General features: G+C 58.3%; 21 protein-coding genes. 6 read left to right on the top strand and 15 right to left on the bottom strand.

Annotated elements, in window-relative coordinates; all coding sequences use genetic code 11:
* Nucleotides 1-3: 3 nt before the first annotated feature.
* Nucleotides 4-192: a hypothetical protein gene (locus ACR0KS_RS07290; protein ID WP_170565031.1), complete on the bottom strand. Its 189-nt coding sequence runs from the start codon at nt 190-192 to the stop codon at nt 4-6.
* 239 nt (nt 193-431) lie between these two features.
* Between ACR0KS_RS07290 and ACR0KS_RS07285 the strand changes: the two genes are divergently transcribed.
* Nucleotides 432-1,646: a bifunctional alpha/beta hydrolase/OsmC family protein gene (locus ACR0KS_RS07285; protein WP_170565034.1), complete on the top strand. Its 1,215-nt coding sequence runs from the start codon at nt 432-434 to the stop codon at nt 1,644-1,646.
* Nucleotides 1,647-1,651: 5 nt separating this feature from the next.
* Here the strand turns inward: ACR0KS_RS07285 and ACR0KS_RS07280 are convergent, their stop codons facing one another.
* The 4 genes from ACR0KS_RS07280 to ACR0KS_RS07265 form a co-directional block, all read right to left on the bottom strand.
* A complete protein-coding gene (locus ACR0KS_RS07280; RefSeq protein ID WP_170382657.1) occupies nt 1,652-2,002 on the bottom strand; it encodes a hypothetical protein in 351 nt (116 codons plus the stop codon).
* A 10-nt stretch (nt 2,003-2,012) separates the two neighbouring features.
* Nucleotides 2,013-2,570 (bottom strand): hypothetical protein, encoded by a 558-nt coding sequence (locus ACR0KS_RS07275; protein WP_480693158.1) that lies wholly within the window; start codon nt 2,568-2,570, stop codon nt 2,013-2,015.
* Between the two features lie 135 nt (nt 2,571-2,705).
* On the bottom strand, nt 2,706-3,293 hold the full coding sequence (locus ACR0KS_RS07270) for a biotin transporter BioY (RefSeq protein ID WP_170565037.1): 588 nt from the start codon (nt 3,291-3,293) through the stop codon (nt 2,706-2,708).
* Nucleotides 3,294-3,368: 75 nt separating this feature from the next.
* Nucleotides 3,369-3,791 (bottom strand): DUF6314 family protein, encoded by a 423-nt coding sequence (locus ACR0KS_RS07265; RefSeq protein ID WP_170565040.1) that lies wholly within the window; start codon nt 3,789-3,791, stop codon nt 3,369-3,371.
* 164 nt (nt 3,792-3,955) lie between these two features.
* Between ACR0KS_RS07265 and purB the strand changes: the two genes are divergently transcribed.
* The 4 genes from purB (at nt 3,956) to ACR0KS_RS07245 (ending at nt 8,368) form a co-directional block, all read left to right on the top strand.
* Nucleotides 3,956-5,260 carry an adenylosuccinate lyase gene (purB, locus tag ACR0KS_RS07260; protein ID WP_170415349.1) on the top strand — a complete coding sequence of 435 codons (1,305 nt, stop codon included), beginning with the start codon at nt 3,956-3,958 and terminating at the stop codon, nt 5,258-5,260.
* Between the two features lie 374 nt (nt 5,261-5,634).
* Nucleotides 5,635-6,177: a tetratricopeptide repeat protein gene (locus tag ACR0KS_RS07255; RefSeq protein WP_170565042.1), complete on the top strand. Its 543-nt coding sequence runs from the start codon at nt 5,635-5,637 to the stop codon at nt 6,175-6,177.
* Nucleotides 6,178-6,245: 68 nt separating this feature from the next.
* Nucleotides 6,246-7,337, top strand: coding sequence for a FliG C-terminal domain-containing protein (locus tag ACR0KS_RS07250; protein ID WP_170565044.1), 1,092 nt, complete (start codon nt 6,246-6,248; stop codon nt 7,335-7,337).
* 107 nt (nt 7,338-7,444) lie between these two features.
* A complete protein-coding gene (locus ACR0KS_RS07245) occupies nt 7,445-8,368 on the top strand; it encodes a lysophospholipid acyltransferase family protein (RefSeq protein WP_170565047.1) in 924 nt (307 codons plus the stop codon).
* On the opposite strand, the gene ACR0KS_RS07240 is transcribed toward ACR0KS_RS07245, so the two are convergent.
* A complete protein-coding gene (locus ACR0KS_RS07240) occupies nt 8,369-9,070 on the bottom strand; it encodes a DUF1223 domain-containing protein (protein ID WP_170565050.1) in 702 nt (233 codons plus the stop codon).
* A 227-nt stretch (nt 9,071-9,297) separates the two neighbouring features.
* Here ACR0KS_RS07240 and acnA point away from each other — a divergent pair, with 227 nt between their 5' ends.
* Nucleotides 9,298-11,988, top strand: coding sequence for an aconitate hydratase AcnA (gene acnA, locus ACR0KS_RS07235; protein ID WP_170382641.1), 2,691 nt, complete (start codon nt 9,298-9,300; stop codon nt 11,986-11,988).
* A gap of 99 nt (nt 11,989-12,087) precedes the next feature.
* Here the strand turns inward: acnA and ACR0KS_RS07230 are convergent, their stop codons facing one another.
* From ACR0KS_RS07230 to secD, 9 genes are all read right to left on the bottom strand, one after another.
* Nucleotides 12,088-12,627 (bottom strand): DsbE family thiol:disulfide interchange protein, encoded by a 540-nt coding sequence (locus ACR0KS_RS07230; protein ID WP_170565053.1) that lies wholly within the window; start codon nt 12,625-12,627, stop codon nt 12,088-12,090.
* Nucleotides 12,620-12,778, bottom strand: a complete 159-nt coding sequence (ccmD, locus tag ACR0KS_RS07225) for a heme exporter protein CcmD (protein ID WP_170565056.1) — start codon at nt 12,776-12,778, stop codon at nt 12,620-12,622. The genes ACR0KS_RS07230 and ccmD overlap by 8 nt, the downstream gene beginning before the upstream one ends.
* Nucleotides 12,775-13,548, bottom strand: a complete 774-nt coding sequence (locus tag ACR0KS_RS07220; RefSeq protein WP_170565059.1) for a heme ABC transporter permease — start codon at nt 13,546-13,548, stop codon at nt 12,775-12,777. Before ACR0KS_RS07220 ends, ccmD begins: the two co-directional genes overlap by 4 nt.
* Before the next feature lie 61 nt (nt 13,549-13,609).
* Nucleotides 13,610-14,266, bottom strand: a complete 657-nt coding sequence (gene ccmB / locus ACR0KS_RS07215; protein ID WP_170565061.1) for a heme exporter protein CcmB — start codon at nt 14,264-14,266, stop codon at nt 13,610-13,612.
* On the bottom strand, nt 14,263-14,877 hold the full coding sequence (ccmA, locus tag ACR0KS_RS07210) for a heme ABC exporter ATP-binding protein CcmA (protein ID WP_170565064.1): 615 nt from the start codon (nt 14,875-14,877) through the stop codon (nt 14,263-14,265). Before ccmA ends, ccmB begins: the two co-directional genes overlap by 4 nt.
* A gap of 180 nt (nt 14,878-15,057) precedes the next feature.
* A complete protein-coding gene (locus ACR0KS_RS07205; protein WP_170565067.1) occupies nt 15,058-15,411 on the bottom strand; it encodes an Mth938-like domain-containing protein in 354 nt (117 codons plus the stop codon).
* A 9-nt stretch (nt 15,412-15,420) separates the two neighbouring features.
* On the bottom strand, nt 15,421-16,167 hold the full coding sequence (locus ACR0KS_RS07200; protein WP_170565070.1) for a sulfite exporter TauE/SafE family protein: 747 nt from the start codon (nt 16,165-16,167) through the stop codon (nt 15,421-15,423).
* Nucleotides 16,160-17,128, bottom strand: coding sequence for a protein translocase subunit SecF (gene secF, locus ACR0KS_RS07195; RefSeq protein ID WP_170565073.1), 969 nt, complete (start codon nt 17,126-17,128; stop codon nt 16,160-16,162). Before secF ends, ACR0KS_RS07200 begins: the two co-directional genes overlap by 8 nt.
* Before the next feature lie 2 nt (nt 17,129-17,130).
* Complete coding sequence (gene secD / locus ACR0KS_RS07190) at nt 17,131-18,792, bottom strand: protein translocase subunit SecD (protein ID WP_170565076.1); 1,662 nt, start codon at nt 18,790-18,792, stop codon at nt 17,131-17,133.
* Nucleotides 18,793-18,813: the final 21 nt, after the last annotated feature.

The following is an 18,813-nucleotide window of genomic DNA, read 5'->3' as shown; positions in this document are numbered from 1 at the left end:
CCCTTAGCCCGGCCAGTTTGAACGCCGCACATTGCCGTGCCAGTCTTCGATTTCGGCGCCAACCGACGGGGCCACCGAAGGGTGCGATGTATACTGTCCGGCGGCAAAGCTGATTATCCCGGTCAGGACAATCGCAATCAGTATGTCAGGACGCGGGGCAAATCCGCGGGGTGTTGTGATGATATGCGCCATGAGACTCTCCTTGGCTGCGAATTGGTGACAGCCCAAAGATGAGGGTGCGGCATAAATTTTAAAAACGAATATTTATTTGCCATAGCATCACAGTTATTGATGAAATGATTTCCCGCTTCGGGTTGGGCTTCACTGCCCCTACTCTCGGCTCACCTTCACGTGACGCTTGCTACATAAGGGTTGAGCGGCCCCCTTGATGACCACAGTATTAGCGACAGCAGCAAGTTTAAGGAGCCGCCATGCCCACGGAACGCATCTCATTCGCCGGTCACGACGGCAACCAACTGGCGGCCCGTCTTGATCTGCCGGACGGGCCAGTTTTGGCGACAGCGCTGTTCGCGCATTGCTTTACCTGCTCTAAGGATATTCCCGCTGCACGCCGTATTTCTGCGCGTTTGGCGGGTATGGGCATTGCCGTGCTGCGTTTTGACTTTACCGGCTTGGGCCATTCTGAGGGCGAGTTTGCAAACACCACCTTCACATCGAATGTCGAGGATCTGATCGCCGCGGCCCAGTATCTGGCCGGACGCGACATGGCCCCGTCTTTGCTGATTGGTCATTCGCTGGGGGGCGCAGCCGTGCTGCGCGCGCGTGCGGGTATTCCCACCGTCAAAGCTGTCGCAACGTTGGGTGCTCCGGCCGATCCGGGGCATGTAGCGCATCACTTTGAAAACGCCCTGCCCGAGATTCAGCAGCAAGGCTCTGCCGAGGTCACGCTGGGCGGGCGTCCTTTCCGTATCGGCAAAGCCTTCGTGGACGACATCTCGGAATCGGCTTTGACGCCCGCCATTGCCGATCTGAAGGCTGCGCTTTTGGTTTTGCACGCCCCGTTGGATGAAACGGTCAGCGTAGACAACGCCAGCACGATCTTTCTGGCGGCCAAACATCCCAAAAGCTTTGTAACGCTGGATGATGCGGATCACCTGATCACGCGCGCGTCGGATGCTGAGTACGCCGCCGATGTAATCGCAGCTTGGGTCACACGCTATGTTCCGCTGTGTCCCCCCGCCCCTCCGCCGGGTGCGCCCGAAGGCGTCGTGCGCGTGACCGAGGCTGATCCCGCAGGGTTTCTACAGGACATCCAGTCCGGCCCCCGGCATCACGCCGTCGCGGATGAGCCCGCCTCATACGGAGGCACCGATCAGGGCATGTCGCCCTATGGTTTTGTATCTTCGGGATTAGGTGCCTGCACCTCGATGACAATCCGCATGTATGCCCGGCGCAAGGGCTGGCCGTTGACGGGCATCACCGTCGATGTCTGCCACGACAAGGTTCATGCGCAGGACGCGGGGTTAGTCAGTGACGGCAAAGTCGACCTGTTCCGGCGGAAAATCCGTCTGGAAGGTCCGCTTGACCAAACCCAGCGCGCGCGTCTGTTAGAGATCGCCGACAAGTGCCCTGTACACAGGACGCTTGAGGGATCAGCTCAGATCACAACCGAACTCCTGACCTGAAAACCTCAGCGCCGTGGAGCTGGGCGGTGAATTGGCGGCCGTGCCGTAGGTGGTCGCGCAACCGGAGGGCGCGGGCGCGCCGGTGGTTTGGCAACAGGCGGTCTGGGGCGCGCGGGCGGTTTCCCGACTGGCGGCTGGGGTCGATTTGGCGGTTTCCCTTCAGGTGGACGTGGCCGGTTCGGGCGGTTCACGTCATGATAATAGTCATTCCACAGCATCGAGTCGTAGAACGGATCGTACCCGTAGCCGTATCCATACCCAACCCCGACCGTCACGCCATCGCAGGCAGAAAGGGTAAAGCTGGCGGCGCCAAGTCCCAGCGCCAGAATGGACCGCTTCAATAGTTTATAGGTCATCTGAGCCTCCCTACTGCGCGGATCGGAACGACGCGAAAACGGCGTTCAGATCGTCTACATAGGCTGGGTCGGCACCATCGCGCAGCACAGCAATGACCACCGCAACCCGGTCGCGCGGTAAATCAATGACGGTGGCGGTAAAGTTCACGCCGCGCCCTTCGCGCGTGCCTGTTCCCCGGATCACACGGGCAGGCAAACCACCGATCCGTGTGGAAACTGTCTCGGAAACATCAGGGTCGTTCACAAGAAACTTGTCGACGTCCTGCAGATAACGCAGCCCTCCATCGATCGAGGCAACACCGGCAGGCGAAACAAACCCCATCCATGCGCTGTCATCCGTCACGGGACGAACGCCGATCACGCGCGCAACGGCGCGCGGGTCGCCCAGCTCGGTGTCCTCAATCTCTCGTGGCCCACCGGTGCGGACAGCCCAGAAATCTGGGACTGCAAAGCTGAACAGAGCACGTCCCTGATCGGTGTAGGTGATCGGTGTATCGGCAACGGCCGGAACGACACTCAGCCACAACGCGGTGCAAAAGGGTAAAACGGAACCCAACGGAATATGCATGACTCAAAAACCTTTTGATCTAGTGGGTTCACACTGAACCGTGACCGCGCGCTTTGTCCAGTATCTGAATGGAACAAAAAAACCCGCGCCGGAAGCACTCCGGCGCGGGTTCATTCAATGTCAGTTTGCCGTAGATCAGGTGCGGGCGTCGCCCACCAGTTTCCACAGGCCGGGGATCAACAGAGCGGCCAGAGCCAGCTTGATCGCGTCACCCACCAGGAACGGTGTCAGACCCCATTCCAGGATCGGCTTGTCCCAGCCGTAAAGCTGACCCAGCCACAGCAGGCCGGGGACATAGATCAGGACGTTTGCCAGAACCAGCGCCAGCGCCAGCTTGCCCACCGAACGGTCCCAGCCGCGCGCAGCCAGAGCGCCCAGCAGGACGGTCGCCATCAGGTAACCCACCAGATAGCCACCGGTGCCACCCATCATGTAGGTCAGGCCGAATTTTTCAGCCGAAGACCCGGCAAAAACGTCAAAGCCCAGCGCTCCGACCAGCAGGTAACCCAGCATCGTCACAAGACCCAGACGGGCGCCATAAGCGGTGCCGATGGTCAGAACGGCAAAAGTGCCCATCGTGATCGGCACAGGCCACATCGGTACTTTGATTTTCGCGGCGACGGCCAGGGCAACGATGCCCAGCGCAACCAGAACAACCTGCTTGACGCGCAGCGCTGTTCCCTCGCGCGGACCAATCGCGTTGGCCAGAACATTTGAATTCATCTTCCTTCTCCCAATTCGGACCGAGATTCTGCGACAGCAATGCCCTGTCATAGCCTTTTCTGCAAGATGATTACGCTACCGCAGCATATATTCTGTGTCCATTTCATAGGATTTGCGAGGCCCGGACACGATCCAGCGCACGCACCAGCGTGGCCAAGTAGAAAAGTCATAGACGGCATCGTAGCTGTCCGGTGGACAGTCATGGTGATCTGACGCCTGCTTTATTCCCAGTTTCAGCGCGTGAAAATAGCGGCCGTCGTCGAAATGAATCGCAACTTTTTCCCCGTCGTCACGCCAAAGATAGCGGCGGGTTCCCTTCATCTCGGGTTGCCCCGGAAGACGCAAAATAACGTCTTCGTCGTAGATCAGCCCGTCTTCTGAACGGCTCAGGGTCACTGTTCCGTCGGCGTGCACGACCTGACCTGCCTTTGCGTCCCGAATGACGCGGGTCAGGCTCCAGCAGCCCTCAAACTCCGACAGGCTATGCGGCAGGGTCATAAAGCCTCCAGAATCTCTTTTTCGGTCAATACGCGGAGTTTTTTCACCGCCAAAATCAGGGCAAACCGTCTCATACCAGCACTCGTGCCTTGTTCCCTTGCGCGGGTGGGTTTAAACCGCGCCGCATCGCCCCTCTGCCAAATCACAAAAAGGTGCCGCTGCCAATGATTCCACGTTATTCCCGCCCCGAGATGGTCTCCATCTGGTCGCCCGAGACCAAGTTCCGCATCTGGTACGAGATCGAAGCCCATGCCTGCGAAGCTATGGCCAATCTGGGCGTAATCCCGCGCGAAAACGCCGATGCCGTGTGGAAGGCCAAAGACGTGGAATTCGACGTGGCCCGCATTGACGAGATCGAGGCCGTCACCAAACACGACGTCATCGCCTTTCTGACTCACCTGGCCGAGCATGTTGGCAGTGAAGAAGCCCGTTTTGTACATCAGGGCATGACGTCTTCGGATGTGCTGGATACCTGCTTTAACGTTCAGCTCACCCGCGCGGCGGATATCCTGATCGCTGACCTCGAAGGTCTGCTGGCCGCCCTCAAGCGCCGCGCCTACGAGCACAAGGAAACCGTTCGTATCGGCCGCAGCCACGGCATCCACGCCGAACCCACCACCATGGGCCTGACCTTTGCGCGTTTCTATGCAGAGATGGACCGCAACCTGTCGCGCATGCGCGACGCGCGCGCCGAGATCGCCACTGGCGCAATCAGCGGCGCGGTTGGCACATTCGCCAATATCGACCCCCGTGTCGAAGAACATGTCTGCGATCAACTGGGGCTGGTGCCCGAACCGATCAGCACACAAGTCATTCCGCGCGACCGCCACGCGGCTTTCTTTGCCACACTGGGCGTTATCGCCAGCAGCATCGAAAACATCGCCGTAGAAATCCGCCACATGCAGCGGACCGAGGTGCTGGAGGCCGAAGAGTTCTTCTCGAAAGGTCAAAAGGGCTCGTCCGCCATGCCGCACAAGCGCAACCCGGTCCTGACCGAAAACCTGACCGGTCTGGCCCGTCTGGTGCGTATGGCCGTGGTCCCCGCGATGGAAAACGTGGCCCTCTGGCACGAGCGCGATATCTCGCACAGCTCGGTCGAGCGCAACATTGGCCCTGACACCACCGTGACGCTGGACTTTGCCCTGTCGCGCTTGACCAGCGTGGTCGACAAACTGGTCGTCTACCCGGAAAACATGCTGGCCAACATGAACAAGTTCCGTGGTCTGGTCATGAGCCAGCGCGTGCTGCTTGCCCTGACCCAAGCCGGCGTCAGCCGCGAAGACGCCTATCGTCTGGTACAGCGCAACGCGATGAAGGTCTGGGAAGAAGGCAAGGACTTCAAAACCGAACTTCTTGGGGATGCCGACGTAACAGCCGCGCTGAGCACCGAGGAGATCGAGGAGAAATTCGACCTCGGCTATCACACCAAGCACGTCGATACGATCTTCGCCCGCGTATTCGGGGAATAAAACAACCCATTCAGAATTTCTTTCGGCCCGGACCACAAGACGTGATCCGGGCCGTTCTTTTGCCAGACCGGTCATTTTCGGATATGATGGCAGGGTATTTCCGAACAGGAGACCCAAAGATGATCCGCACCCTTCTTTGCGCACTGGCACTTTCTTGCACGGCTTCGCTTGCCTTGGCCTGCAACGGCCACTCAAAGCAAACTCAATCCTGCGCGCCCGGAACCTATTGGGACACCGAAAGCCAGAGCTGCGCAAAAATTGTGAACAGCTGACAAAATCTTTCCTACTTGTGAATAAAAGCGAGCGAATGGCTGTTAGCTTTTCGTGAGAACGCGCTAGCTTGATCAGAGCAGCTCAGACAACGGAGTAGGAAAATGCGCATCGTATTCGCTTCAGCTATTGTTCTTCAGGCATTTGCATTCGCACCGGCTTTGCATGCCGCAGGCGGGGATAGCGCCAGCCCGCCCAAGCCGACAAACACCACCAAGAAATGCCTGTTCGGACGCGTTTACGACAAAGACCGCGGTCGCTGCGTGAAGCCGAACAAGACAAACTTTACCCAAGACGAGCTTTACGAAGCCGTTCGTGAACTTGCCTACGATGGCCAGCTAGAGAATGCTCAAAACATTCTTCGGATCATGGATCAGGCCGACGATCGCGTCATGACATACTGGGGCTTCACCTACCGCAAAATGGGCGAGTTGGAGCTGGCATACAGTTTCTACAACACTGCAATCCAAACGAACCCCGACAACCTTCTGGCGCGTTCTTACATGGCGCAGGGCTTTGTCTTGGAAGGCAAAACCGACCTCGCGATCGCGCAATGGCGTGAGATCAAAGCGCGGGGCGGCGAAGGAACCTGGGCCGAGGCGTCACTGCGCGAAGCGATCCGCACGGGGCTGACATATAGCTACTAAGCTTCAGCCTTTCTTTACCCGACTCTCGCTAACCTGCCTGCGGAACAGAAGAATGGCACCGCAGGCAGATGCAGGACGCAAATACTTTGGTACAGGTGGCATCGGGCTCAAATACCCCGTTGCCCGAACAAAACAACGAAACGCCGCGCGTGGTTCCACGCAGGCTCAGCAACAGGCAAAAGGCTGCGGTGGTCGTGCGCCTGTTGTTGAACGAAGGCGCGGATATTCCGCTTGAAGAACTTCCAGACGAATTGCAGGAGAATCTGACCCACCAACTGGGCCAGATGGGATTGGTGGATCGCGTGACGCTTGATGCGGTCGCGCAGGAATTCGCAGAAGCGCTGGACAGCGTCGGCCTGTCCTTTCCACACGGTTTGGCTGGTGCCTTGGATGCCGTGAACGGGAAACTCGCCCCTGCGACCGCCGCGCGTCTGCGCAAGGTCGCGGGTGTCCGCCAAGTTGGTGATCCGTGGGAACGCCTGCGTCAGATCCCGACCGAGGAATTGGCCGAGATGGTTCAGGCGGAAAGCACAGAAATCGCAGCAGTCATGCTGTCAAAGCTAGAGACCGCCAAAGCCGCACGTCTACTGGGGCTTCTGCCCGGCCCTGTGGCCCGTCGCATTACCTACGCTGTTTCCAAAACCGCCAACGTTACCCCAGAAGCAGTCGAGCAGATCGGATGGTCGTTGGCCGCTCAAATTGATCAACGCCCAGCGGTCGCGTTTTCCGATGCTCCGGGGCCGCGAGTCGGGGCAATCCTGAACCAGTCTGCTGCATCAACACGCGATGGGTTGTTAACTGCGCTTGACGAAGAAGATTCAGACTTTGCCAGTGTCGTCCGGCAATCAATCTTTACCTTTGCCCACATTCCAAGCCGTGTCCTGCCTCGCGACGTCCCTGCCGTTTTGCGCGGCGTCGACGAGCCTGTCCTGATAGCCGCGCTCGCCGGGGCTGAAACGGAACAAGACCAATCCACCGTCGATTATTTGCTTTCCAACATGTCGTCTCGGATGGCCGACAGCCTGCGAGAGCAGATGAGCGAACGCGGCAACGTCAAACAATCAGAGGCCGAAGAAGCCATGACCCAGATCGTCAGTGCCATTCGCGCTTTGGCGGATGACGGCACCATTACACTTATGGCTGAGGAGATTGACGAATAGGTCAATGGGCCAGCAGAAGTTCCGAACTCTGCGCAGAATACTTGTGGTTACGAGTTCCGGCTTGTATGTCTGGCCCGGCAGATCGCAATTGTTGCCGAGAACCTCTTATGCCCGTTGAAAAGTCTGATCTAAGCCGCTTTGAGCTTGGCAAATACTACGTCACTGGTCTGTTTCTTAAAGGAGTTGTGGGCGCTATGCGCTTGCTGCCCTACGAAAAACGCATTGCCGCGATGGGAGGTATCGTGCGTGGCCTCGCCCCAATCGTGGGCTTCTCCAAACGGGTGCGCAGCAATCTCGAACTGACGTGTCCCGAACTGTCCGATGCCGAAGTAAAGCGCATTTGTCGCGCCGTTCCAGACAATGCGGGCCGGGCGATTATGGAGCATTTTTCGCCCGAAGGTTTTACAAAGCGTCAGCGCAATGCAAAGGTTTCGGGTCCCGGCGTTGCGGCGTTTGATACCGCCGTGGCCGAAGGGAAACCGGTCATGATGATCACTGCCCATTTCGGCCATTATCTTGCCGCACGCATTGCCCTTCAGGAACGTGGCGGCGAGCCGATCGGATGTCTCTACCGCCGTATGGCAAACCCTTATTTCAACGAGATGTATGTTGACGCCTTCTACAAAACCGGCGCGCCCATGTTTGAACAGGGGCGCCGGGGGATGGTCGAGATGGTGCGTTCCTTGAAAAAGGGCGGGATCATCGCCATCGTTTCCGACCTACACGCGCATGGCGGCGAAGAACTAATGTTTTTCGGCAAGCCCGCGGTGACTTCGGTGCTGAACGCAGAGCTGGCGATGAAATACAATGCGGTCATGATCCCATGCTACGCAGTGCGCCAACCAAACGGTCTGGACTTTGAAATAGTTCTGCACGACCCCGTGCCCCACACAGACGCAAAGACAATGACCCAATATACCAATGATGACCTCGAAGCCGTGGTCCGACAGCATATGGGGCAGTGGTTTTGGATTCACCGGCGCTGGAAGCCGTGGAACGGCCTTGGGGTGCAGCCACAGGACATGCCGTGATCACTTGATGCGGGTGGCCGCTACGATGGGGCCATGCCCGGCTCTCTGGACAAGCACAACGGCAGGCAAGTCAGACGTCAGTGACACAGAGAACTCCTGCGGTTCATCGCCGTTCCACTGCCCTGCGATCTGCCAGGTCTCAACCACATTTGCATAGTCCAGATCATGCCCGGCCAGCTCACCACGGCGAATAGAAGCGTGCCGCATCGGAGAATACTGGACAACGCGAACGTCATACAAATCTGATGCCAGCAGCGCGGTCGGGGCCACATCAATTACGATCTGGCCCCCTGATTGTACTGCCGTGACCGAAGCCTCTGGCTGGGTCGCAAGATGGGCGTCAATCAACCGATCCAGCTCAAGAGACTGCGCTCCGACAACGTCCTGTTGGCCATTAACCACCATCTGAGGCGTATAGATCATCGACCGTCCAGCTTCACGAGCGTAGGCGCGTTGCCTCTCTGTGTGGTCAGGATCGGCGAATTCGTCCTTCCAACCGATATAGTCCCAGTAGTCCACGTGCAGGGCCAACCCAATGACATCGTCGCGTTTGGCCAGTTCATGCATGATCTGATCCGCCGGAGGACAAGACGAACAGCCCTGAGACGTAAACAGCTCTACGACCACAGGACCACTATCAGCAGAGGCCGATGCCGCCAGAAACAAAGAGAGGAAAGCGGACGCAGGAACGAATCTGTACATGACGGCTCTTGGGTTTAACGGATGCTGAACGGGTTTACCCGGAACGCTGTTCAACCTCCAATCAAGGTTTCTTGAGACCTTTAAAGCGCTGCACCCTCAAAAATGTGTGCAATGGTATACAAAAATTGCCGCACCCTGCGTCTTGGACCTTGAACCGCGCGCTTGGGTGATGCAGATAGCCACCAGCGAATCCCAAAATCCACGTCATTTGAGAGGGAGGCCATTAGATGCCCATCAAAGTCGGACAGGATACCGCCAAGACACGCCGCAGCCTGAGCGTGAATGGCAAATCCATTTCCTATTACTCGATCCCTGCGGCTCAAGAAGCCGGTCTGGGCGATTTCTCGAAACTGCCAGCCGCGCTGAAAGTGGTGCTGGAAAACATGCTGCGGTTCGAGGACGACGGCTTCTCAGTGTCGGTCGACGACATCAAAGCCTTTGCCGAATGGGGCGCAAGCGGTGGCAAGAACCCCCGCGAGATTGCGTACCGCCCTGCCCGCGTGCTGATGCAGGACTTCACTGGTGTTCCGGCGGTGGTCGATCTGGCCGCAATGCGCGACGGGATCAAGGGTCTGGGCGGCGACGCGCAGAAGATCAACCCGCTGAATCCTGTTGATCTGGTCATCGACCACTCGGTCATGATCGACGAGTTCGGCAATCCGCGCGCGTTCCAAATGAACGTTGACCGCGAATACGAGCGTAACATGGAACGCTATCAGTTCCTGAAATGGGGCCAGAACGCCTTCAACAACTTCCGCGTTGTACCGCCGGGAACCGGTATCTGCCACCAGGTGAACCTGGAATATCTGGCCCAGACCGTCTGGACGGACACCGATCAGAACGGCGACGAAGTGGCGTATCCCGACACTCTGGTCGGCACCGACAGCCACACCACGATGGTCAATGGCATGGCCGTTCTTGGCTGGGGCGTTGGCGGTATCGAGGCCGAGGCCGCGATGCTGGGTCAGCCGATCTCAATGCTGATCCCCGAAGTCATCGGCTTTGAACTGACCGGAGAGCTGGTCGAAGGCACCACTGGCACCGACTTGGTTCTGAAAGTCGTTGAAATGCTGCGTGAAAAAGGCGTTGTCGGCAAATTCGTCGAGTTCTACGGCGAAGGTCTGGACCGTCTGCCGCTTGCAGACCGTGCAACCATTGCGAACATGGCGCCGGAATACGGCGCGACCTGCGGCTTCTTCCCGATCGACGGTGAAACCCTGCGCTATCTGCGCAACACCGGTCGCGACGAAGACCGGATTGCGCTGGTTGAAGCCTATGCCAAGGAAAACGGTTTCTGGCGCGACGAAGACTACGCACCGATCTACACCGACACCCTGAGCCTTGACATGGGCACCATCGTTCCCGCGATCTCGGGTCCGAAACGTCCGCAGGACTATGTCGCCCTGACAGGCGCCAAGGCCGCTTTCACCAAAGAAATGGAAGAGACCTTCAAGCGTCCGATGGGTAAGGAAATCGCCGTCAAGGGCGAAGATTACACCATGGAATCGGGCAAGGTCGTGATCGCGTCGATCACATCGTGCACGAACACCTCGAACCCGTATGTGATGATCGGCGCGGGTCTAGTGGCACGCAAGGCGGCCGCTCTGGGCCTGAACCGCAAGCCTTGGGTGAAAACCTCGCTGGCTCCGGGTTCTCAAGTCGTGTCCGCTTATCTTGAGGCCGCTGGCCTTCAGGAAGATCTGGACAAGGTTGGCTTCAACCTCGTTGGCTACGGATGCACCACCTGTATCGGCAACTCTGGCCCGATCCAGAAAGAACTGTCCGAGGCGATTGCCGAAGGTGACCTTGTTGCCACGTCGGTCCTGTCGGGCAACCGTAACTTTGAAGGTCGCATCTCGCCTGACGTGCGCGCCAACTACCTGGCCTCTCCGCCGCTGGTCGTGGTCTATGCGCTGGCCGGCACCATGGATATCGACCTGACATCCGAGCCGATCGGTCAAGACCAAGACGGCAACGATGTCTTCATGAAAGACATCTGGCCGACTCAGCAGGAGGTTGCGGAACTGGTTGAACAGACCGTCACCCGCGAAGCGTTCCAGTCGAAATACGCCGACGTCTTCAAGGGCGACGAAAAGTGGCAGGGTGTTGAGACGACCGACGCCGAGACCTATGACTGGCCTGCGACCTCCACCTATATCCAGAACCCGCCCTACTTCCAGGGCATGGGCACCGAACCCGGCACCATCACCAATATCGAAGGCGCTAAAGTTCTGGCCATTCTGGGCGATATGGTCACGACCGACCACATCTCGCCTGCAGGGTCCTTCGCAACCACCACGCCCGCTGGTAAATACCTGATTGATCGTCAGGTGCAGCCGCGCGAGTTCAACTCGTATGGCTCTCGCCGTGGCAACCACGAGATCATGATGCGCGGCACCTTTGCCAATATCCGCATCAAGAACGAGATTCTGGACGGCGTCGAAGGCGGTTATACCAAAGGCCCAGACGGTGCTGAAACCTCGATCTACGAAGCCTCGATGGCCTATCAGGAACAGGGCACGCCGCTGGTCGTCTTTGGCGGTGAGCAGTACGGTGCCGGGTCCTCGCGTGACTGGGCTGCCAAAGGTACCGCGCTGCTGGGTGTCAAAGCAGTGATCGCAGAAAGCTTTGAGCGTATTCACCGCTCGAACCTGGTTGGCATGGGCGTTATCCCGTTCGAGTTCACCGGCGGCGACACCCGCAAATCGCTGGGCCTGAAGGGTGACGAAACTGTCTCGATCCACGGTTTGGATACTATCCAACCGTTGCAGGAAGTGCCCTGCACGATCGTCTATGGTGACGGGTCCGAGAAAACCATCACCCTGAAGTGCCGTATCGATACCGCGCCCGAGATCGAATACATCGAGAACGGCGGCGTTCTGCACTACGTGCTGCGGAATCTCGCCAAAGCGAGCTAAGTTCTTGCAAGAACGTTTAAGGGGCGCTCACTCGAGCGCCCCTTTTTCTTTGCGCCCTGTTCAGCGCGTCCTCAGATCGGAAGACTTCGAGGCAACGAGTTAATTGCCAGCGGCCTTTTCAAGCGCCGGGCGGATGGTGCTTTCTATCGCGCGCTGTGTAATCGGCCCCGCAAAGCGCAAGATGATCGTGCCCTGCCCGTCAATCACATATGTCTCTGGCACTCCGTAGACACCCCAATCCAGCCCCATGCGGCCCTGCTCATCGCGTCCGATACCGGCGTAGGGATCGCCCAGTTCGGCCAGAAATGCTTCGGCGTTTGCAAGCTTATCTTTGTAATTGATCCCGTAGACCGGAATACCTTCATCCGAAAGCACCTGCAGATTGGGGTGCTCAACACGGCACGGCGCGCACCAACTGGCCCAATAGTTGACCAGTTTGACCTCGCCATCTCTAAGGGTGGCATCGTCGAAATTCGGCTTGCCAGAGAAATCCGTCACGACGACCGGAGGGGCTGGCTGCCCTTCCCGCGCAGAAGGCAGCGCGTCGGGGTCGTCTCGAAACATGCCGATCCCTGCGAGTACGGCAAATCCCGCAAAAATCAACGGCGGAGCGATCATCAACGGTGAAATCTTAGCCATTACGCGACATCCTGCCTTCTACCTTGTCAATCTCAGCCCGAACTTTGCGACCGCGCATAACGCTTAGAACGATCAGCACAGCCAGCAGGCCGATAGACACTACATAAGACCACAATACAGTGTCCGCATATTTTCCAAGATCAGGCATCATCCACCCACCCTTTCCCGTGCCAGCAGCGCCTTGACCCGACGGGCGCGAATTTCAGTTCCGGTTCGGTAAAGAACCAGCGCGATGAACAGGAGTACGAACCCGATGATGCAAACGAGCAGCGGATAGAAGTAGATATTGCTCACCTTTTCTTCTGTGTCTGATCCGGTAATGGCAGCGGCACGCATAACCGAAGCCCCTTGATGCAGCCCTTGGTTCCAGAAATTCACCGCATAACGGCTGAGGATCGCAAAGACTGAGCCAACCAGACAAAGGACCGATGTCAGATCGGCAGCCGTATCGGGGTCTTCAATCGCCTCCCACAGGGCGACGTAGCCCAGATAGAACAGGAACAGGATCAGGAACGAGGTCAAGCGCGGGTCCCAGGCCCACCATGTGCCCCACATTGGCTGTCCCCAGATTGCTCCGGTCGCCAGCGCGATCAATGTCATGACGATTCCGACCGGAGCCGCAGCACGCGCGGCAAGGGCGCTAACGTGGTGACGGCGCACGAGCCAGACCAGCGAAGCCGCCAGCATCATGAGCCAACAGTTGATCGCCATCAGCGCAGCCGGAACATGCAGATAGATAATCTTGACGGTCGAGCCCTGCTTGTAATCATCCGGCGTAAAGAAAAAGCCCCAGATCAAACCGATCACGATGCACGCAATAGAGATGACCCAGAAGAACGGAAGCACCCGTTCGCTGGTTGCGAGGAACTTGCGCGGGTTTGCATATTCCCACAGAGCGTTGGTTTTGGCTGCGAAAGACATGGGCCTTATCTAGTCCGAGTCGGTTTCGTTCTCAATTGACCTCAGTCAATCTTTGAACCGGTCACCGAAGGTTGATACGCAAAACGGCAGCGCTGGCAAAGGGCAACAGCGCGATTGTGGCGGCGGTGATACCGGCCAGCATAAGCAGCGGGGTTTGGGTCTCCATCCCGGTTGCGCCACGGCGGGCGACCTCGGCCCCAAAGATCAGCGTGGGTACATAGAGCGGCAGCACCAGCAGTGAAAGAAGAAGACCACCGCGTTTCAGGCCAACGGTAAGGGCTGCGCCAAATGTTCCGATGACGCTCATGGCCGGGGTTCCGATCAGCAAAGAAACAACGAGCCAGAAATATCCCAGCATCGGCAGGTTCAACAGAACCCCCAAAAACGGAGCGGCCAGAACCAACGGTAGACCGGTCGTCAACCAATGGGCCAAAGCCTTGATCGTCACGACCGCCTCCAGCGGCAGGGGCGCGGTGGCCAGCAGGTCGAGCGAGCCGTCCTCCCAGTCCAGCGCCAGCAAACGGTCCAAAGACAAAAGGCAGGCCAGCAGCGCCCCCAGCCACAGAATACCGGGGGCGATGGTCGACAGCAGCGATGATTGCGGACCGACCGCAAAGGGCACCAGAACCGTGACAATCAAAAAGAACGCAAGGCCAAGACCAAAACCGCCGCCTGCGCGGAAAGCCAGTTTCAGGTCACGCAGCAGCAGGGCTATCACAGAAAGCCTCCGTCGAAGTCGTCAATGGGTGTCGGTTTGGCCTTGTTGGGGGCGACATCCAGAACCTCTCCGTCCAGCCCAAGGTCAATATGGGTGGCAATCAGGGCAGAGCCACCCTGCCCGAGATGCGCCCGGACAGCATCCGCGAACATCTGAACCGCGTCACGATCCAGCGAAACGGTTGGTTCGTCCAGCATCCAGATCGGGCGACCTGTGACCAGCATACGAGCCAGCCCCAGCCTTCGTTTTTGACCTGCGGACAAATTGCCTGCGTGCCGATCAGACAGCTCAACCAGTGCAAAAGCGTCCAAAGCAGGCTGAATGTCATGTGTACCAAATACGGACGCCCAGAATACAAGGTTTTCAACCACCGTCAGAGTTGGCTTCAAACCGTCGGAATGAGAGGCATAGGCTATCTGGTCCTCGGCCCCTTGGATTTGCCCGGCAAGCGGAGGCTGCAGCCCCGCAAGCGTTCTCAACAATGTGGTTTTACCAATCCCGTTCGGACCACGCAGGATCAGCGCCTTACCGGGGTGCAGCACAAAGCTGAGCCCTTCGAGCACAGGTACCCCGCCTCGGGCGATGGCCAGTTCGGTTACAGTCAGTGTCATGTCTTTCGCTTAACGGATTGCACGAAAGGACAAAAGACAGGATTTGCCGCAGAGCTTGAATAGGGTTTGTGTTGACACTGGCAGAAGTGAGGGGCCAGCCCCGCCGCCATTGGCGCTTGAACCAATGGCGCACCAATGCCGGCTCCCAGGGATATTTTTAGCCAGATGAAGATGGATCCCTTAGACAGGAATTAGGGCAAGCGCAATGCGGCGCCCCTCGGACAGCAGTACATTGTAGGTACGGCACGCAGCGGGAGAGCTCATGATCTCAACCCCAATGCCAGCGCTTTCCAGTTCGGTTCTGAGATCGGCGGGAATATGGGCAAGTTCGGCCCCGGTTCCGATGAACAGGACATCTATGTGATCGGCCAGCGTCAGCAATGCGGCTTCGTCCGCATAACCATTCCAAACCGTCGTCCCCTGAGGACTTGTCAGAACCGCCCCTTCGTGGACTTCTCCACCAATTCGGAAGAACCCCGGACCATATCCGTCGACGGGTACTGCGTTGTTATACGTGATCTCATTCAGGCGCATGGATGCGTTCTAGCCCCAAAGTGGCAGCCCCGACAAGGCCGCCAGCGCGATCGCTACATATGCTGCGGTTCGGTACAGTTTTTCACGCTCGGGACGGAATAGCCACCCGCCCAGCCAGTTGCCGACCAGATTCGGCACCGCCAGCGCGAAACCCAGCACCGCCGACGCGACAGTGACCCGCCCCATTGCGGACAAAAAACCCAGAATGAGAAAGTCAAACACCAGCAGGAACAGCAAGATGGTAGCGCGAATGACTTCGACCGGTAGCGGACGCGACATGTAGAACAGAATCACAGCCGGGCCCGGCAATCCCGCGACCCCCCCCAAAAAACCCGCAGCTCCGCCAATACCCGCGACCATTGTTCGCCGGACAGGACCATTGTAGCGCAGCCCGAGGATCAAAATGACCAACATCAGGATCGCCAGCAGGCTAACCGCATAGCGAAAAACCTCGGGCTCGACCTGCGTCAATACCCACAACCCAATCGGCAGCATGATCGCGCAGCCAATGACCAGCCGGAAAAGGTCGCCCCGGTCGACAGCGCCCCACGCGCGGCGCACGTTTGGCAGAGGTCCGAAGATATCCATTATAGTCAGGCCGATGAGCGCCCCGAACGGACCAAGGTAGGGTGTCGCGATTGGTAGAAAGATCAGCGCGGTTCCAAAGCCGGAAAAGCCGCGGACAATGCCGCCCAGGAATGCGGCGAAAACGATGACGGCCAGCCCCGTCGGGGACTGGCCGAAAACATCAGGCATCGACGTTGGCAAATTGGTTGCCTGCCGTGTTCGACGGCTTGGACCAGTCGCGTTTAACGCCCAGCCACAGCAGGATGGTCGAGGCGACAAAGACCGAGGAATAGGTTCCCACGATCACGCCCCAGATCATCGCGAAGACAAAGCCGCGAATGACGTCTCCGCCCAGTACATATAGCGAGATCAGCGCCAGCAGGGTCGTAACCGAGGTCATAACCGTCCGGCTCAGCGTTTCGTTGATCGAGATGTTCAGAACCTCTTTCAGCTCTTTCTTTTTGTACTTCCGCAGGTTCTCGCGCACGCGGTCAAAGACGACCACGGTGTCGTTCAGCGAATAACCCACGATGGTCAGAAGTGCGGCGATGATGGCCAGATCGAACCGAATTTGCAGTTCCGAGAAAATGCCGATGGTCAGGATCACGTCATGAACCAGTGCGGCCACGGCGCCCAATGCGAACTGCCACTCGAAGCGCAGCCAGATGTAGACAAGCACGGCTCCGATAGCGAGGACAACGGCGATCACGGCGGTCTGGATGAGTTCGCCCGAGACTTTGGGGCCGACGGATTCGACGGATACAAAAACGATGTCCGGTGCGGCACCTTTCAGCGCCGCCTCCACTGCCGCGACGGTTGCAGCCGATACAGCCTCGGCATCGGCCTGCGCCTGAATGCGGATCATGGCGACATTTTCGTCTTCACCGAAGGTCGGGTCAAAAATTTCGGTGATCGTGACGTCGCCCAGCTCCAGTGGCGCGATAGCGTCGCGATAGGCACCCACGTCGATTTCCTGCGCCGACTGCGTCCGGATCGTAGTCCCACCTCGGAAGTCGATGCCGAAGTTCAGCCCTTGCAGCATGAAGGACGTGAACGCGATCACCATCATCAGGCCAGAGATGCCCAGCCAGACCTTCCAGCGGCTGAAGAAATCGAACGAGGTGTTTTGCGGGACAAGTTTCAGTCTCATGATCAAACCTCGATCGTTTTCGGGCGGCGGCGTTCAAACCACATCACGATCATCAGGCGCGTCACGAAGATCGCGGTGAAGACCGAGGTGAGGATACCCAGACCCAGAGTGATGGCAAAGCCGCGCACCGGCCCGCTGCCCATGGCAAACAGGATCACGGCGGTGATGAAGGTGGTCACGTTTGCGTCCAGAATGGCAGACAGCGCCTTTTCGTAGCCCAGCTCAATCGCGCGCGCTGGACCACGGGCGGATTTCAGTTCCTCGCGGATACGTTCAAAGATCAGCACATTGGCATCAACCGCCATACCGACCGTTAGAACGATGCCCGCGATACCGGGCAAGGTCAGCGTCGCCCCGATCAGTGACAGCAGGCCAAACAACAGCCCAACGTTCAGGATCAGCGCGATATTGGCAAAAACGCCGAACAGACCATAGCTGAGCGCCATAAAGACCAGCACGGCGACAAATGCCACTATTGTTGCCACTTTTCCGGCGTCTATGCTGTCTTGGCCCAGTTCAGGGCCAATGGTGCGTTCTTCCAGAAACTCCAACCCGGCAGGCAGGGCACCCGCGCGCAGCAGAACGGCCAGGTTGGTGCTTTCCTCAACGGTGAAATTGCCGGTGATAATGCCCGATCCACCCGGAATATGGCTTTGGATCACGGGGGCCGAGATCACCTCATCATCCAGAACGATGGCAAACGGCGCGCCGATGTTTTCCAGCGTGTAGTCGCCGAATTTGCGGGCCCCGGACGTGTTGAATCGGAAGTTCACTGCTGGGCGACCGTTCTGGTCGAACGCAGGCTGCGCATCCACCAGTTCTTCGCCCGTCACGACGGGCGCTGCATCAAGTGTGTAATACACGCCGTCTTCGTCGATGGATGGGACGACTTTCTCACCCACACCAGCGACGGCATCAGGATTGGTGCCGCGACTGACAACCGGGTTAAAGGTCAGTTGCGCGGTTGTGCCGATAATCTCTTTCAACTCACCCGCACTGCCGATGCCCGGAACCTGAATCAGAATCCGGTCCGTACCCTGCCGTTGAATCGTTGGCTCTCGGGTGCCGACCTCGTCAATCCGGCGGCGAATGATCTCAAGCGACTGACGTACTGTGCGGTCGTCCGAGGCAAGCCGTTCGGCCTCGGACAGTTGCACGATGATCGTGTCACCCTCGGCCCGCGCCTCGATATCGGTGGCGCCTACTCCGGTCAGAGTTTGCACCTGACGGGCCAGCCCACGCACGACTTCCAGCGCGCGGGGCATACCTTCGGGCTGGCTGATGCGCACGCGAATCTCATCCGGAGCCGAATCTTGGCGACGGATAGTGCCGATGGTGCCCCGCTCATCACGCAAAGCGTCGCGGATTTCCGGCCACATCGCATCCATGCGGGATTCGTAGACATCGCTGACCTGCACTTCGGCCAGCAGATGCGCGCCCCCGCGCAGATCGAGGCCAAGATTGACCAGAGAAGATGGCAACCAATTCGGCCATTGCCCCGCCTCGGCCTGCATCTCGGGGGTATTTAACCCAAGCTCGATCGCGGCCTTGGCGTCGTTGGATTGCTCGACTCGCGTGTAAAACGCATTCGGCAGGGCCATCAGCAGACCGATCACACAGACCGCCCAGATCAGAACCCGCTTCCAGGTATCAATTTGCAGCATTACCCTGCCTTTTCAAGGAAT

Source organism: Ruegeria sp. BC7 (assembly GCF_056539165.1).
This window is presented reverse-complemented; position numbering and strand designations above follow the sequence as displayed.

Excerpts from the sequence above, each read along its gene's own strand:
- ACR0KS_RS07275 (WP_480693158.1), bottom strand. The coding sequence starts at position 2,570 with ATGCATATTCCGTTGGGTTCCGTTTTACCCTTTTGCACCGCGTTGTGG.
- acnA (WP_170382641.1), top strand. The coding sequence starts at position 9,298 with ATGCCCATCAAAGTCGGACAGGATACCGCCAAGACACGCCGCAGCCTG.
- ACR0KS_RS07230 (WP_170565053.1), bottom strand. The coding sequence starts at position 12,627 with ATGGCTAAGATTTCACCGTTGATGATCGCTCCGCCGTTGATTTTTGCG.
- ACR0KS_RS07245 (WP_170565047.1), top strand. The coding sequence starts at position 7,445 with ATGCCCGTTGAAAAGTCTGATCTAAGCCGCTTTGAGCTTGGCAAATAC.
- ACR0KS_RS07280 (WP_170382657.1), bottom strand. The coding sequence starts at position 2,002 with ATGACCTATAAACTATTGAAGCGGTCCATTCTGGCGCTGGGACTTGGC.
- ACR0KS_RS07255 (WP_170565042.1), top strand. The coding sequence starts at position 5,635 with ATGCGCATCGTATTCGCTTCAGCTATTGTTCTTCAGGCATTTGCATTC.
- ACR0KS_RS07250 (WP_170565044.1), top strand. The coding sequence starts at position 6,246 with ATGCAGGACGCAAATACTTTGGTACAGGTGGCATCGGGCTCAAATACC.
- secF (WP_170565073.1), bottom strand. The coding sequence starts at position 17,128 with ATGAGACTGAAACTTGTCCCGCAAAACACCTCGTTCGATTTCTTCAGC.
- ACR0KS_RS07270 (WP_170565037.1), bottom strand. The coding sequence starts at position 3,293 with ATGAATTCAAATGTTCTGGCCAACGCGATTGGTCCGCGCGAGGGAACA.
- ACR0KS_RS07265 (WP_170565040.1), bottom strand. The coding sequence starts at position 3,791 with ATGACCCTGCCGCATAGCCTGTCGGAGTTTGAGGGCTGCTGGAGCCTG.
- ACR0KS_RS07290 (WP_170565031.1), bottom strand. The coding sequence starts at position 192 with ATGGCGCATATCATCACAACACCCCGCGGATTTGCCCCGCGTCCTGAC.
- ACR0KS_RS07220 (WP_170565059.1), bottom strand. The coding sequence starts at position 13,548 with ATGTCTTTCGCAGCCAAAACCAACGCTCTGTGGGAATATGCAAACCCG.
- ccmA (WP_170565064.1), bottom strand. The coding sequence starts at position 14,877 with ATGACACTGACTGTAACCGAACTGGCCATCGCCCGAGGCGGGGTACCT.
- ACR0KS_RS07240 (WP_170565050.1), bottom strand. The coding sequence starts at position 9,070 with ATGTACAGATTCGTTCCTGCGTCCGCTTTCCTCTCTTTGTTTCTGGCG.
- ACR0KS_RS07205 (WP_170565067.1), bottom strand. The coding sequence starts at position 15,411 with ATGCGCCTGAATGAGATCACGTATAACAACGCAGTACCCGTCGACGGA.
- ACR0KS_RS07200 (WP_170565070.1), bottom strand. The coding sequence starts at position 16,167 with ATGCCTGATGTTTTCGGCCAGTCCCCGACGGGGCTGGCCGTCATCGTT.
- ACR0KS_RS07285 (WP_170565034.1), top strand. The coding sequence starts at position 432 with ATGCCCACGGAACGCATCTCATTCGCCGGTCACGACGGCAACCAACTG.
- purB (WP_170415349.1), top strand. The coding sequence starts at position 3,956 with ATGATTCCACGTTATTCCCGCCCCGAGATGGTCTCCATCTGGTCGCCC.
- secD (WP_170565076.1), bottom strand. The coding sequence starts at position 18,792 with ATGCTGCAAATTGATACCTGGAAGCGGGTTCTGATCTGGGCGGTCTGT.
- ccmD (WP_170565056.1), bottom strand. The coding sequence starts at position 12,778 with ATGATGCCTGATCTTGGAAAATATGCGGACACTGTATTGTGGTCTTAT.